The following is a 13,212-nucleotide window of genomic DNA, read 5'->3' as shown; positions in this document are numbered from 1 at the left end:
TCCGCGCCCCTTGCAGGGCACTCCCCACCTCCCCAAGGAACTCACCCCGTGCGATTCGGATACTGGACCCCGCTCTTCGGCGGCTGGCTGCGCAACGTCGACAACGAGAACATGCCGGTCACCTTCGACTACGTGAAGCGCTTGGCGCAGCGCGCCGAGCGGATCGGCTTCGACCTGACGCTCGTGCCGGAGCTCAACCTCAACGACATCAAGGGCACGGCGGCGCCGTCGCTCGAGGCCTGGTCGCTCGCGGCGGCCATCGCGGCGACGACCGAGCGCCTCGAGATCATGGCGGCGATGCGCCCCGGCTACCACCTGCCCGCGGTGACGGCGAAGCAGGCGGCGACGATCGACGACATCTCGTGCGGCCGCTTCACGTTCAACGTGGTGAGCGCGTGGTGGGCAGAAGAGGCCAAGCAGTACGGCGGCATCTTCTCGGAGCACGACGACCGCTACAAGCGGACCGCGGAGTTCGTCGAGGTCATGAAGGGGATGTGGCGGGAGACCCCGTACTCGTTCTCGGGCGAGTACTACGACGTCCAGAACGCCCACCTCGAGCCGAAGCCCCGCGTGACGCCGCGCATCTACGCCGGTGGCGAGAGCGAGGCGGGCAAGGCGGCGATCACGGGGTACGCCGACGCCTACGTCACCCACGGCGGCACGGTCGAGGAGCTCCGGACGAAGATCGCCGAGATGAAACAGCGCCGGGTCGACGCCGGACTGCCGCCGTTCGAGGCGTTCGGCATGGCCGCCTACGTCATCGTCCGCGAGACCGAGGAGGAGGCGCAGGCCGAGCTCGCGCGGATCACCGACGTGCAGCACGGCAACGCGTACGAGTCGTACCAGGACTTCATCTCGAAGTCGCAGCTCGAGCACGTCCCCTCGCTCGAGGACTACTCGGTGTCGAACCGCGGTCTGCGCCCCGGGTTCGTGGGGACGCCGTCGCAGGTGGCCGACCGCATCCGGGAGTTCGAGGACGCCGGGGTCGACACGCTGCTGCTGCAGTTCTCGCCGCAGCTCGAGGAGATGGACCGCTTCGGCGAACAGGTCATCCCGCTCGTCCGCCCGTCGGTGGCCGCGCCGTCCGAGGCGGTCGTGTGATGGGCAGCGGCGCGAGCAACACCGAGGACGGCTGGGCGTTCGAGACCCGGCAGATCCGCGCCGGCTTCAAGGCCGATCCGGGGTTCGGCGGCAACGTCCCGCCGATCGCCCAGACCGCGGCCTTCGTCTACCCGTCCGGTGAGGACGCGGCGGACCGGTTCATGCTCAACGCCCCGGGGCACACGTACTCGCGGGTGAACAACCCGTCGGCGGCCGCGCTCGAGCGTCGGATCGCCGACCTCGAGGGTGGCATCGGTGCGTTGGCGCTGGCGTCCGGACAGGCGGCGACGTCGCTCGCCGTGCTCGGCGTCGCCCGCGCGGGCGACCACGTCGTGTCGAGTGCCTCGCTGTACGGCGCGACGTACACGCTGTTCGCGTCGACGCTGCGTGACCTCGGGATCGCGTTCACCTTCGTGCAGGACCCCACCGACCTGGACGAGTGGGCGGCGGCGGTGCGTCCGGAGACGAAGGCGTTCTTCGGCGAGTCCATCCCGAACCCCCGCGGCGACGTCCTGGACTTCGCCGGGGTCGCCGGGGTCGCGCACGAGGCCGGTGTCCCGCTCATCGTCGACAACACCATCGCGACGCCGTACCTGGTCCGACCGATCGAGCACGGTGCGGACATCGTCGTGCACTCGGCGACGAAGTACCTGGCCGGTCACGGCAGCGCCATCGCCGGGCTCGTCGTCGACAGCGGCAACTTCGACTGGGCGGCCCACGCCGACGCCTTCCCGCAGCTGGCGACGACCGAGCAGTCCGGGTTCGCGAACACGAACTTCGCCGAGAAGTTCGGCCGCCGGGCGTTCATCCAGCGCACCCGGTCGAAGCTGTCCGCCGACCTCGGTCCGGCGATCGCACCGTTCAACGCCTTCCTCGTGCTGCAGGGCATCCAGACCCTGTCCCTGCGCATGGAGCGGCACGTGTCGAACGCGGCCGCCGTCGCGACGTGGCTGGACGCGCACGACCAGGTGCTCGGCGTGCACTACGCGGGACAGCCGTCGTCGCCGTGGCACCACCTGCAGCAGCGGTACGTGCCGAAGGGCCCCTCGGCGGTCCTGGCGTTCGACCTGGACGGTGGGGTCGACGCCGGACGGCGGTTCGTGGCCGCCCTCGAGCTGTTCGACCACGTGTCGAACATCGGTGACGTCCGCTCGCTCGTCGTGCACCCGGCGTCGACGACGCACGTGCAGATGACGTCGTCGGAGCGGGCCGCTGCGGGTGTCGGCGACGGGCTCATCCGCCTGTCGATCGGCCTCGAGCACATCGACGACGTCCTCGCCGACCTGGCGCGGGGCTTCGCGGCAGCCGCAGCGGGATAGGTTGGGGGCATGACCACGTTGGCCGCCCCGACCCGCGTGCGGACGCGCGCCCCCGGCAAGATCAACGTGTTCCTGTCCGTCGGTGCACTGCAGGACGACGGCTACCACGACGTGGCCACGGCGTACCAGGCGGTGTCGCTGTACGAAGACGTCACGGCCGAGCCCGCCGACGACTTCTCGGTGACGTTCACGGGGCCGATCGACACGTCGAACGTGCCGGTCGACGAGTCGAACCTGGCGATCCGTGCAGCCCGGCTCGTGGCCGACGCCGCGGGACACCAGGGCGGGGTCCGGCTGACGATCGACAAGCAGGTGCCGGTGGCCGGCGGCATGGGCGGGGGCTCGGCGGACGCCGCGGCCACGCTGCTCGCCGTCGACACGCTCTGGGGCACCGCCCTCGGTCGCGAGGAACTGCTCCGCCTGGCCGCGCAGCTCGGCGCGGACGTGCCGTTCGCCTTCGCGGGCGGGACGGCCGTGGGCACCGGGCGCGGCGACGAACTCAGCCCGGCGCTGGCGAAGGGCGAGTTCCACTGGGTCCTCGCGCTGAGCGACGACGGGTTGTCGACACCGGCCGTCTACCGTGCACTCGACGAGCACCGCGAGCGCTACCGCGCCGACATCGCACCGGCGCCGTCCCACCCCGTGGTGGAGTCGAACGTGCTGCAGGCGCTCCGCGCCGGCGACCCCGACCTGCTCGCCGACTGCGTCCACAACGACCTGCAGGCCCCGGCGATGCGGCTGCAGCCCGGACTCGCGTCGACGCTCGAACTCGGTGAGAAGGCCGGGGCGCTCGCGGGACTGGTGTCGGGCAGCGGCCCGACGGTGGCGTTCCTGGTCGGGGACCGTGACGCTGCACTCGAACTGCAGGTCGAACTCAGCGCAGCCGGTCTCGTCGCACTCCGAGCCACCGGACCCGTGCACGGCGCCCGCGTCGTGCACTGACGGCGACGACCGTCAGCGGCTGTACTTCCACAGGATGACCGTGTCCGTGTGCCAGTACCGCACCACGTGGAAGCCCTGGTCCTTGAGCGTCTCGGAGACCTGGGGTCGGATGTTCCGCGACGTGGCACCGACGAACCACACGGTGTCGATGTCGGTCAGGCGTGCCGGCACGGTCGTGGCGATGTCGCCGTTCACGTTCCACAGCTGACCGCGCTCCGCGCCCGTGCTCGCCACCGCCAGGTCCCGCATGCCGCTGAAGGCCTCCGGGTAGGCGTCGGCGATGACCTGCGCGGTCGCGGTCGGGTGCCCCCAGACGCTGCCGTAGACCACGCCTTCGTCGGCGTCGGTGGTCACGTCCCGCTCGCGTTCGATGATCGCCGCCGCGTTCGCCCAGTGCGAGGACTGCTTGGCGTGCGGCAGTCGCACGATCGTGCTGGTCGGCACGGACAGCAGGACCATCGCGGCGACCGCCACGGCGACCCAGCGCCGCGGACGGAGCGCCGTGATCGCGAGTCCGATCAGGAGCGCGACGAACGGCAGGCTCAGGCTGGCGTACTTGGGGGAGTACAGGTGTTCGCCGGCGGCGGTCGCGGCGACGAGCAGCGCGGTGGGCACGACCGTCAGGGGCACGGCGACACGGACGGCCTGCATGCGGAGCACGTCGCGGGCTCCGGATGACGGGCGTCGGGCCGCGCGGACCGTCAGCACGACCGCGACGATCATGAGCAGCCACGCGACGGCGGCGTACGGGTAGACGACCCCGAACCACGCGGTTGCGAACACCTGGCGCAGCGTGGCCCACCCGATGCCGGTGATCCAGCCGACCTGCTTGGCCTGCCCCGCAGCGAGGCCGATGAACGGCAGCACCACCACGGCTGCGGCCACGGCGGCGACGGCCCAGCGGACGGCCACGGCACGGTCCACCATCGCCGAGGGCACCGCACCGCTGCGGCCGGTGACCGACGCCTCCCGGCGGGCCGCCCGGTCGGCGACGCCGGTCCACGCGAGCACGACGCCGTGCGCCACGACGGCGAGGGCCAGGTAGACGTTGAAGAGGACGGCCACCGCTGCGAGCACCCCGTAGACGACCCACCACCGCGTCGCGTGGTGCCGGGCCCGGGTGCGACGGACCGCGGTCAGCCCGACGAGGGTGAGCAGCGCGGCGAGGGTGGTGACGGTCGCGTAGGGGCGGCCCTCGGTCCCTGCCCAGGCGACGCGGGGCAGCAGCAGGAAGACCACGCCGGAGACGACCCCGAGCCGGACGCCGCCGAGCCGCCGGCCGAGCGCCACCACGAGCGCGGCGGCGATCCCGATCGCCAGGGCGCTGGGGAAGCGGAGCGTGAACGGGGAGTACCCGACCAGTGCGAGCCAGACGTGCATGAGCGCGTAGTACAGGCCGTGCACGGCGTCGACGTTCTGCAGCTCCGCCCAGAGCGCCGGCCAACTGCGCTGTGCGCTCGTCAGGGTGGCGGCTTCGTCGTACCAGACCGACGGCACCCAGGTGAAGGCCGCCGCGACGACGACACCGACCGCCCCGACGGTGATCTCGGGCGCACGCGCCAGGGCCCGCACGGTCGACAGGGCCAGTGCCCGGAGCCGTGCTCGCGTCGACGCGTCCGACGTCGTGCGTCGGACCGTGACGGTGCCGGTGCGGGGGGAACTCACGCCCGCGACCGTACCGAGCGGCTCTGAGCATCCGCCGCGTCCACCCGCTGAGCATTCACATGCAGGGATTCGGTGCGACCGACCAGAATGACGGGATGGACCCCCTCGTCGCCCCCGTCGCAGCGCTGTCCCCGTGGCGGACACGGCTCGGCTCGCGGACCGCTGCCCTGTCCGACGTCGGCGCCGACGGGCTCCGCCGTCTGGCCGCTTCACGCGTCCTCGTGGTCGGCGCCGGCGGCCTCGGCGCGCCCGTCGTCGCGTACCTCACCGGTGTCGGACGGCTCACGGTCATCGACCCGGACGTGGTCGACGCGACGAACCTGGCGCGCCAGACGCTCTTCACGGCGGCGGACGTCGGCTCGTCGAAGGCCGAGGTCGCCGTGGCCCGCGCCCGCGCCGTCGACCCGGAACTCGACGCGGTCGCGGTGGTCGGGTCCTTCACCCCGGAACTCGTCGCCGGGCACGACGTGGTCGTCGACGCGGCGGACTCCGTGCTGGTCACCCGGGCGGTCTCGGACGCCTGCGCCGACGCCGGTGTGCCGTTCGTGTGGGGCACGGTCCTCGGCCAGGACGGGCAGGTCAGCGTGTTCCGCGACGCCGGGGCGGACGGTGTCGACTTCCACGACCTGCACCCGGAGGCGCTGCCCGACGAGGGATCCTGCGCCCTGGACGGCGTCGTTCCCGCACTGTGCGGCGCCGTCGGAGCGGTGATGGCCGGACAGGTGCTCGCCTTGGTCACCGGCACCGGGGAACCGTTGCTCGGACGGGTCCTGACCGTCGACGCCCGTCGGTGGCGGTGGAGCGAGAGCGTCGTCCGGCGTGGCCCGGCATCACGACGACCCGTCGTGGTCGCTCCCGCCGGTGCCGACCGCATCGCCCCGTCGGCGCTCGCCGCACGTCTGGCCGACCCGACGGACCGGGTGGTCGTCGTCGACGTGCGCACCGACGCCGAACGCGCGGACGGCGTGGTCGCCGGCGCCGTCACGGGTGACGTGGTCGCCGGCGACGCCGACGCGGCGGACGTGGTCGTCTACTGCGCCCGTGGCCCGCGTGCGGACGCATGGGCTGCCGCACAGCCGGCCTGGAGGCACGTGGCGGTCCTCGACGGCGGGTTCGAGGCCTGGCGTCGCGAGGGGTTGCCCGTGGCGATCGAGCGCACCGCCTGATCCGACACGGATCGGGTCCAGGGCGCCGCTTCCGCGGCTAGGATCGTCGCATCATGACGCAACTGCGGATCCGCGATGCTGCCGCCTTCCTCGGTGTCAGCGACGACACCGTGCGCCGACTCGTCGACGGCGGCACCTTCCACCGGACCACGGACGAGGCCGGTCGAGCGGTCGTCGACGGTCGGCAGGTGGCCGAGTACGCCCGGACGCGGAGCACCGAGCTCGCCGACCCGGCGTCGGGCGTGAAGAGCTCGGCGCGGAACCGGTTCGTCGGCATCGTCACCGACCTGGTCGTCGACACCGTGATGGCGCAGGTCGAGCTGCAGTGCGGCCCGCACCGCGTCGTCTCGCTCATGAGCGCCGAGGCGGTGCGCGACCTCGGGCTCGAGGTCGGGTCCGTCGCCGTCGCGTCGGTCAAGGCCACGATGGTCGCCGTCGAGGCGCCCGCACTCCAGGAGGACCTCCGATGAGCCGTCGTTCCCGCTCGCTGCTCGTGCCCCTCGTCGTCGTGGCGGCGCTCGGCCTGTCGGCGTGCTCGACCGCCGACGCCCCGGCGGGGTCGTCCTCGTCGGGGTCGACGACCGCGACGGACCGCGGTGCGACCGGCTCGATCACGGTCTTCGCGGCTGCCTCGCTCCAGCAGACGTTCACCACGCTCGGCAAGGACTTCGAACTCGCCAACCCCGGGGCCTCGATCCGGTTCTCGTTCGCGGGGTCGAGCGACCTGGTCACGCAGATCCAGAACGGCGCGCCCGCCGACGTGTTCGCGTCCGCCGACGAGGCGAACATGGCGAAGCTGTCCTCGAGCGACCTGGCGAGCGGGTCCCCGCGCGACTTCGCGACGAACGTCCTCGAGATCGCCGTCGCGCCGGGCAACCCGAAGCGCATCACGGGCCTCGACGACCTGACCGGGTCCGGGGTCCAGCTCGTCACGTGCGCCGCGCCGGTGCCGTGCGGCGCCGCGACGGCGAAGGTCGCATCCGCCGCGGGCGTCGACCTGCGGCCCGTCAGCGAGGAGCAGTCCGTCACCGACGTGCTCGGCAAGGTCGAGTCCGGTCAGGCCGACGCCGGACTCGTCTACGTGACCGACGTGCAGGGCGCCGACGGCAAGGTCGACGGCGTCCCGTTCGACGAGTCGAGCGAGGCCGTCAACACGTACCCGATCGGCGTGCTCGAGGAGTCCGAGGACCCGGACCTCGCGCAGGCGTTCGCCGAGTACGTCCGCTCCACCACCGGCCAGAAGGTGCTCGCCGCCGCGGGCTTCGGGAAGCCGTGACCCGTGACCTCGCGGGCTGACGGACGGCCGCCGGTCGCCTGGTGGCTGCCACTGCCCGCGGTGCTCGGTGGCCTGTTCGTCGTCGTGCCCGTGCTCGCGATGCTCGGTCGGGTGGACTGGTCGTCGTTCGTCGCCCTCGTCACCTCCACGGCATCGCTCACCGCACTCGGACTCAGCCTCGGCACGGCGCTGACCGCCACGGCCGTCGCGTTCGTGCTCGGGTACCCGCTCGCCGTGCTGTTCGCTCGGTCCCGCTCACGGTGGGTCGGGGTCGCCCGCGCCGTGGTGCTCCTGCCGCTCGTGCTGCCGCCCGTCGTCGGCGGACTCGCACTGCTCGCGGCGTTCGGCCGCCTCGGGGTGGTCGGGGCGTTCCTCGACGGCCACGGGCTGCACATCGCGTTCACCACCACGGCGGTCGTCATCGCGCAGACGTTCGTGGCCATGCCGTTCCTGGTGTCCGCGATCGAGGGGGCGCTCCGCGTCGAGGGGGACCGGTACGAGCGGGTCGCCGCGACCCTCGGCGCCGGCCCCACCCGCACGTTCCTGACCGTCACCACCCCGCGGGTCCTGCCCGGCATCGTCTCCGGACTGGTGCTCTGCTTCGCGCGTGCGCTCGGCGAGTTCGGCGCGACCCTGACCTTCGCGGGCAGCCTGCAGGGGGTCACTCGGACCCTGCCCCTGGAGATCTACCTGCAGCGCGAGGTCGACCCCGACACCGCCGTGGCCCTGGCGGTCGTGCTCGTCGTGGTCGCCGTCGTGGTCATCGGTGCCTCGTCGCTCCGCACCCGGGGCGTGGCCGCGTGACCGGGGTCGCGGCGCGGATCGTCGTCGAGCGGCGGGACGTCGACGTCGCCCTCGAGGTCGGCGCGGCGGAGTGCGTTGCCGTCATCGGGCCGAACGGCGCGGGCAAGTCCACCGTGGTCGAGGCCCTGGCCGGTCTGCTGCCGATCGACGCCGGGCAGGTGGTCCTCGGCAGCACCGTCGTGGCCGACCACAGCCGGACGGTACCCGCCCACCGCCGCCGCATCGGGCTCGTCGCCCAGCGGCCCGACCTGTTCCCGTTCCTCGACGTGATCGGCAACGTGGCGTTCGGCCCGCGGGCAGCCGGGGTCCGACGGGCCGCCGCCCGGACCCGCGCGCTCCGTGCGATGGCGGCCGTCGGCGCCGACGGCCTGGCGGACCGGACCCCGGACACGCTGTCCGGCGGGCAGGCCCAACGCGTCGCGATCGCGCGGGCGCTGGCCACCGACCCGGCGGTGCTGCTGCTCGACGAACCGACGTCGGCGCTCGACGTCGCCGCACGTGACGAGGTCCGTGCAGCGCTCCGGACCGCGATCGCCGGGCGCCCGAGCCTCCTGGTCACGCACGACCCGGTCGAGGTCGTCGCCCTGGCCGACCGGGTCGTCGTCGTCGAGCACGGCCGGATCGTCGAGGAGGGCACCCCCGCCGCCGTGCTCGGACGGCCCACGAGTGCGTTCGCGGCGGCGTTCTCCGGGCTCGCGCTGGTGCGCGGGACCGCCACCGCGGGTGGGATCGCGGCCGACGGCGGCGGCGAGCTGGTGTCGGGGACGCACGCCGTGCCTCCCGGTCGGCCCGCCCTGGGCGCCTTCCACCCGACGGTCGCCCGGCTGACGCGGGACGGCGCCGGGCCGGTGCGCACCGTCACGTCGCTCGAACCGCGGGACGGACTGGTGCGGGTGCGCGCCGGGGACCTCGTCGCCGACCTGACCCTGGCGCGGGTCACCGCGCTCGGGATCGGACCCGGTGACGCGGTCCACGTGGCCGTTCCCGCGTCCGAACTGGCGGTCTACGCGCCTCGCGGTTGAGACAATGGTCGGATGACCTCCTGGTTCCCCAAGGCGTGGCCCGTGGCCATCCCGGTCCTGGCGGCCGTCGTGCTCGCGTTCTCGTACGGCCGCTACGGACTCGGCACCGTGGTCGTGGCGATCGTCGCGGTCGTGCTCGCCGCCACCGTGCTCGCGGCGGTGCACCACGCCGAGGTCGTCGCCCACCGGGTCGGTGAACCCTTCGGGTCACTCGTGCTCGCCGTCGCGGTCACGATCATCGAGGTCGCGCTGATCATCTCGCTGTCGAGCTCCGGCGGTGCCCAGGCCGAGACCCTGGCGCGCGACACGGTGTTCTCGGCCGTGATGATCACGATGAACGGGCTGGTCGGCCTCGCGATCCTGATCGGGACGCTCCGGCACAACACCGTGCGGTTCAACCAGGAGGGCGCCAGCGCCGCGACGATGACGGTCGCCGCACTCGCCGTGCTGACCCTGGTGCTGCCGACGTTCACCACCGGCACCGACGACGCGTCCTTCACCGGGACGCAGCTGGTCTTCGTGGCCGTGGCCTCGCTCGTGCTCTACGGACTGTTCGTCGTGACGCAGACCGTGGCCCACCGTGACTTCTTCCTGCCGGTCAACCGTGCCGGCGGGGTGCTCGTCGAGTCCGAGGACGCCCACGCCGCACGCCCGTCCGGTCGCACCACGATGGTGTCGCTCGGGCTGCTGGTCGTCGCGCTCGTCGCCGTGGTCGGGCTCGCCAAGGTGGAGTCGCCCGCGATCGAGGCCGGCGTCGCAGCGGTCGGCTTCCCGCCGTCGTTCGTCGGCGTCGTGATCGCCCTGCTCATCCTGCTGCCCGAGGGCATCGCCGCATCGAAGGCCGCCGCCCGGAACCGGATCCAGACCAGCCTGAACCTGGCGATGGGGTCGGCCATGGCGTCGATCGGTCTGACGATCCCGTCGATCGCGGTCGCGTCGCTGTTCATGCCGGGCACGCTGCTGCTGGGGCTCGGGCCGTCGCAGATCGTGCTGCTCGCCCTGACGATCGTCGCCGCGGTGCTCACGGTGCTGCCCGGTCGTGCCACGCGACTGCAGGGTGGGGTGCACCTGGTGATCTTCGCCGCGTTCATTGTGCTGTCCGTCTCGCCGTAGCGTGGGGGCGGCGCGGCGGCGTACCTGGTCGAAGGAACGGGCGCGCCGGTCAGCCGCCGGCGAAGGGGGGCATGACGTCGACGACCGCGACCCCGGACAGCACGGTGCTGCGATCGCGCGTGGTCACGCCGTCGACCAGGTACGAGCACCGCTCCAGCAACGCACTCCAGCGCGACGGGTCGGTGGCGGTGACCTCGCGCAGGGCCTCGTCGATCGTCGCAGCTGTCGTGGACAGGTCGTCGACGCCGACCGCCGCCCGGGCAGCGGCGAAGAACCGGATCGTGGTCATCGTTCAGCCGCCGATCGCGCTCATGCCGCGCGTGGGGTGCACGAGCTCGTCGCTGTCGTCGCCGTGGTCGCGCGGCTTCGCCCACATCGCCCGGCGCCACAGCTCGGCCACCTCGTCGTCGGAGGCCCCCGCGCGCATCGGTCCGAGCACGTCGGTCTCCGCGTCGGAGAACAGGCAGCTCCGGACGTTGCCGTCGGCCGTCAACCGGGTGCGGGTGCAGTCGGCGCAGAACGACTCGGTGATGCTCGCGATGATCCCGACGGTGCCGAGTGGCGCACCGGAGCGTGCGTCCTGCACCCGGTACCGCTCGGCCGGGGCGCCGTCACGCGGGGCATCGTCCGGTGTCAGCAGGAACGACGACGCCAGCAGCGCACGGGTCTCGGTCGCGATCACCATCTCGGTGCGGTCCCACGCGTGGTCGGGGTCGAGCGGCATCTGCTCGATGAACCGCAGTTCGTAGCCGCGGTCGAGGCACCAGCGCAGCAACTCCGGCGCGGCCTCGTCGTTGATCCCGCGCAGCAGCACCGCGTTCACCTTGATGTCGAGGCCGGCATCGTGTGCGGCAGAAAGTCCGGCGATGACCTTGTCGAGGAACGGGCGGCGGGTCACGGTGGTGAACACGTCGGGGTCGACGGTGTCGAGCGAGACGTTCACGCGCCGCAGTCCGGCGTCGTACAGGGCCTGGGCACGGTGGGCGAGGCCGATGGCGTTGGTGGTGAGCGACAGTTCCGGGGCGTCGGGCAGTGCCGCGCACCGGGCGATCACGTCGACCAGGTCGTGCCGGAGCATCGGCTCGCCGCCGGTGAACCGCACCTTGCGCACGCCGAACCGCGACGACCCGATGCGGACCAGTCGCTCGATCTCCGCAGCGGTCATCAGGGCGTCGTCGGGGGCGAACGGCAGTCCGGCGGCCGGCATGCAGTACGTGCAGCGCAGGTTGCAGCGTTCGGTCAGGGACACCCGCAGGTCGATCGCGCGACGCCCGAAGCGGTCGACGAGTCCGGCGGACGCCGGGTCCACGGTCGTACCGAGCAGGGTCGCGGGTGCCATGTGGCTCAGCGTACGTGCTCGACGCGCCGGAACGACAGCCGTTCCCACCAGCGCCGCCAGTCGGACCGGCTCGTCCGCAGGAGCGTGACCACCACGATGACGGCCACCGCGGCGAGCAGCCACCACCGGTAGGCGTCCGTCGAGGGCCACACCCCGCGCAGCGCGATCGCGAGTCCGATCGACAGCCACTCCCACCGCCCGGACAGCACCACGAACGGGATGAGCAGCAGCGCGTACCAGGGGTAGCGCGGGGTCACGGCGAGGAACGTCACGCCGATCATCAGGACCTCGCCGGACCACGGCCTGGACGGGTCGGACAGGCGCCACGCGACGAACGCGGCGAGCAGCACGGCGAGCCCGACCACCACGGTCGCCGCGTCGCCCCGGAAGACCATCGACACCAGGGCGAAGCGGGAGCCGTCCTCGTAGCCCTCCTCGCTCAGGTAGCCGGGCAGGTACCCGAGCACGTCGAGCCCCGTCGTCAGCACGTACGGCACGTAGAGCAGCCCGAACACGGCGATGCCGACCGGGATCGCCCACCAGGACCGCCACCGGCCGAGCAGCGGCGGGTACACGATCGCCGGGATGAGCTTGGTGGCCGTGGCCGCTCCCAGTGCGATCCCGCCCCAGATCGGTCGGCCGAACGCGACGAGCACGGCACCCGCGGTCGCGAGCGCCGCGCCCAGGGCGTCGACGTGCGAGTTCGTCACGGCCTCGGACGCCACCAGCGGCGACCAGGCCCAGAGCGCGGCCCACCACGTCGGGCGACCGGTCTTCCGCAGCACCACCACGAGGGCGACGGTCACCACGAGGGACAGCAGCAGGCCCGCCACCTGGAACGGCATGTACTGCGCGGTGGCCGGCACGAAGGCGCGGACGGCGGCGAACCAGAGCTGCGCCATGGGCGGGTAGATCGTCGTCACGTCCGGCCGGTTGATCGCGGTGCAGTGGCCGTCCGCGCCGTCGCCGAGGCCGCGGAACCGGGGCTTGAGGTCGTCGCACGTGCCGTCCACCTTGTCCGGGAACAGCCAGTCGGGCCGCAGACCGGACAGTGCCGTGGACTGGGGGGTGTGCGCGTACGGTGAGACACCGGCATGCTGGACGATGCCGTCCCACGCGTACCGTGCCGAGTCGGTGCTCGTGCTCGGGGGACCGGCCAACGCCGCGATCCCGACCACCACCGCCCCCACCACGACCACGGCGGTCGTCCACCGGGCGGGCACGAAGCGCAGTGCGAGCACGGCGATCACGAACACCGTCCAAGCGATCAGCGTCCACGCAACGAATGACGAACGAGTATCGGAACGGAGGAACCCCAGATGCGTGACGCCGAAGGCGATGACGCCCGCGAGGGCCAGGACTCCGACGACCGCTCCCACGACGGCGAGACGGGCACCCGGACCGACGGCGGAGGACGGTCGGACGGCACGCAGTCGGTCGCTCATGGTCCGTCGAGGCTAGCGGG

Annotated in this window: 13 protein-coding genes; 9 read left to right on the top strand and 4 right to left on the bottom strand. The window is 72.7% G+C overall.

The window, feature by feature from the left end:
* The first annotated feature begins 48 nt into the window (after positions 1 to 48).
* The 3 genes from ACXKZB_RS15440 to ACXKZB_RS15430 are packed head-to-tail and all read left to right on the top strand — an operon-like array spanning position 49 to position 3,362.
* Positions 49 to 1,101 (top strand): LLM class flavin-dependent oxidoreductase, encoded by a 1,053-nt coding sequence (locus ACXKZB_RS15440; RefSeq protein WP_488823728.1) that lies wholly within the window; start codon positions 49 to 51, stop codon positions 1,099 to 1,101.
* Positions 1,101 to 2,420 (top strand): O-acetylhomoserine aminocarboxypropyltransferase/cysteine synthase family protein, encoded by a 1,320-nt coding sequence (locus ACXKZB_RS15435; RefSeq protein WP_488823727.1) that lies wholly within the window; start codon positions 1,101 to 1,103, stop codon positions 2,418 to 2,420. The genes ACXKZB_RS15440 and ACXKZB_RS15435 overlap by 1 nt, the downstream gene beginning before the upstream one ends.
* Before the next feature lie 9 nt (positions 2,421 to 2,429).
* Positions 2,430 to 3,362 (top strand): 4-(cytidine 5'-diphospho)-2-C-methyl-D-erythritol kinase, encoded by a 933-nt coding sequence (locus ACXKZB_RS15430; RefSeq protein WP_123314233.1) that lies wholly within the window; start codon positions 2,430 to 2,432, stop codon positions 3,360 to 3,362.
* A 12-nt stretch (positions 3,363 to 3,374) separates the two neighbouring features.
* Here the strand turns inward: ACXKZB_RS15430 and ACXKZB_RS15425 are convergent, their stop codons facing one another.
* On the bottom strand, positions 3,375 to 5,027 hold the full coding sequence (locus ACXKZB_RS15425; protein WP_488823726.1) for a glycosyltransferase family 39 protein: 1,653 nt from the start codon (positions 5,025 to 5,027) through the stop codon (positions 3,375 to 3,377).
* A 95-nt stretch (positions 5,028 to 5,122) separates the two neighbouring features.
* Between ACXKZB_RS15425 and ACXKZB_RS15420 the strand changes: the two genes are divergently transcribed.
* The 6 genes from ACXKZB_RS15420 to ACXKZB_RS15395 are packed head-to-tail and all read left to right on the top strand — an operon-like array spanning position 5,123 to position 10,408.
* The gene (locus ACXKZB_RS15420) at positions 5,123 to 6,193 is read left to right on the top strand and encodes a ThiF family adenylyltransferase (protein WP_488823725.1); all 1,071 of its coding nucleotides are present in this window, start codon (positions 5,123 to 5,125) and stop codon (positions 6,191 to 6,193) included.
* Positions 6,194 to 6,246: 53 nt separating this feature from the next.
* Positions 6,247 to 6,663: a TOBE domain-containing protein gene (locus ACXKZB_RS15415; protein ID WP_340196726.1), complete on the top strand. Its 417-nt coding sequence runs from the start codon at positions 6,247 to 6,249 to the stop codon at positions 6,661 to 6,663.
* Positions 6,660 to 7,469, top strand: a complete 810-nt coding sequence (modA, locus tag ACXKZB_RS15410; RefSeq protein ID WP_488823724.1) for a molybdate ABC transporter substrate-binding protein — start codon at positions 6,660 to 6,662, stop codon at positions 7,467 to 7,469. Before ACXKZB_RS15415 ends, modA begins: the two co-directional genes overlap by 4 nt.
* Positions 7,470 to 7,472: 3 nt before the next feature.
* Positions 7,473 to 8,273 (top strand): ABC transporter permease, encoded by an 801-nt coding sequence (locus tag ACXKZB_RS15405; protein ID WP_488823723.1) that lies wholly within the window; start codon positions 7,473 to 7,475, stop codon positions 8,271 to 8,273.
* Positions 8,270 to 9,295: a sulfate/molybdate ABC transporter ATP-binding protein gene (locus tag ACXKZB_RS15400; protein WP_488823722.1), complete on the top strand. Its 1,026-nt coding sequence runs from the start codon at positions 8,270 to 8,272 to the stop codon at positions 9,293 to 9,295. The genes ACXKZB_RS15405 and ACXKZB_RS15400 overlap by 4 nt, the downstream gene beginning before the upstream one ends.
* A 12-nt stretch (positions 9,296 to 9,307) precedes the next feature.
* Positions 9,308 to 10,408, top strand: coding sequence for a calcium:cation antiporter (locus ACXKZB_RS15395; protein ID WP_488823721.1), 1,101 nt, complete (start codon positions 9,308 to 9,310; stop codon positions 10,406 to 10,408).
* A 49-nt stretch (positions 10,409 to 10,457) separates the two neighbouring features.
* On the opposite strand, the gene ACXKZB_RS15390 is transcribed toward ACXKZB_RS15395, so the two are convergent.
* From ACXKZB_RS15390 to ACXKZB_RS15380, 3 genes are read right to left on the bottom strand one after another with little or no spacing between them, the layout of a single operon-like run.
* Positions 10,458 to 10,697, bottom strand: coding sequence for a MoaD/ThiS family protein (locus ACXKZB_RS15390; protein WP_488823720.1), 240 nt, complete (start codon positions 10,695 to 10,697; stop codon positions 10,458 to 10,460).
* A 3-nt stretch (positions 10,698 to 10,700) separates the two neighbouring features.
* The gene (moaA, locus tag ACXKZB_RS15385) at positions 10,701 to 11,747 is read right to left on the bottom strand and encodes a GTP 3',8-cyclase MoaA (RefSeq protein WP_488823719.1); all 1,047 of its coding nucleotides are present in this window, start codon (positions 11,745 to 11,747) and stop codon (positions 10,701 to 10,703) included.
* 5 nt (positions 11,748 to 11,752) lie between these two features.
* Positions 11,753 to 13,192: a glycosyltransferase 87 family protein gene (locus ACXKZB_RS15380; RefSeq protein ID WP_488823718.1), complete on the bottom strand. Its 1,440-nt coding sequence runs from the start codon at positions 13,190 to 13,192 to the stop codon at positions 11,753 to 11,755.
* Positions 13,193 to 13,212 lie beyond the last annotated feature (20 nt).

Source organism: Curtobacterium sp. ABR8 (genome assembly GCF_057812125.1).
The sequence above is the reverse complement of the archived record's forward strand: the minus strand, read 5'-3'. Positions and strand labels throughout refer to the sequence as shown.

What these genes read in the sequence shown, in the direction of transcription:
- ACXKZB_RS15395 (WP_488823721.1), top strand. Translation starts at nt 9,308, where the DNA reads ATGACCTCCTGGTTCCCCAAGGCGTGGCCCGTGGCCATCCCGGTCCTG.
- ACXKZB_RS15380 (WP_488823718.1), bottom strand. Translation starts at nt 13,192, where the DNA reads ATGAGCGACCGACTGCGTGCCGTCCGACCGTCCTCCGCCGTCGGTCCG.
- ACXKZB_RS15390 (WP_488823720.1), bottom strand. Translation starts at nt 10,697, where the DNA reads ATGACCACGATCCGGTTCTTCGCCGCTGCCCGGGCGGCGGTCGGCGTC.
- modA (WP_488823724.1), top strand. Translation starts at nt 6,660, where the DNA reads ATGAGCCGTCGTTCCCGCTCGCTGCTCGTGCCCCTCGTCGTCGTGGCG.
- ACXKZB_RS15415 (WP_340196726.1), top strand. Translation starts at nt 6,247, where the DNA reads ATGACGCAACTGCGGATCCGCGATGCTGCCGCCTTCCTCGGTGTCAGC.
- ACXKZB_RS15435 (WP_488823727.1), top strand. Translation starts at nt 1,101, where the DNA reads ATGGGCAGCGGCGCGAGCAACACCGAGGACGGCTGGGCGTTCGAGACC.
- ACXKZB_RS15420 (WP_488823725.1), top strand. Translation starts at nt 5,123, where the DNA reads ATGGACCCCCTCGTCGCCCCCGTCGCAGCGCTGTCCCCGTGGCGGACA.
- moaA (WP_488823719.1), bottom strand. Translation starts at nt 11,747, where the DNA reads ATGGCACCCGCGACCCTGCTCGGTACGACCGTGGACCCGGCGTCCGCC.
- ACXKZB_RS15430 (WP_123314233.1), top strand. Translation starts at nt 2,430, where the DNA reads ATGACCACGTTGGCCGCCCCGACCCGCGTGCGGACGCGCGCCCCCGGC.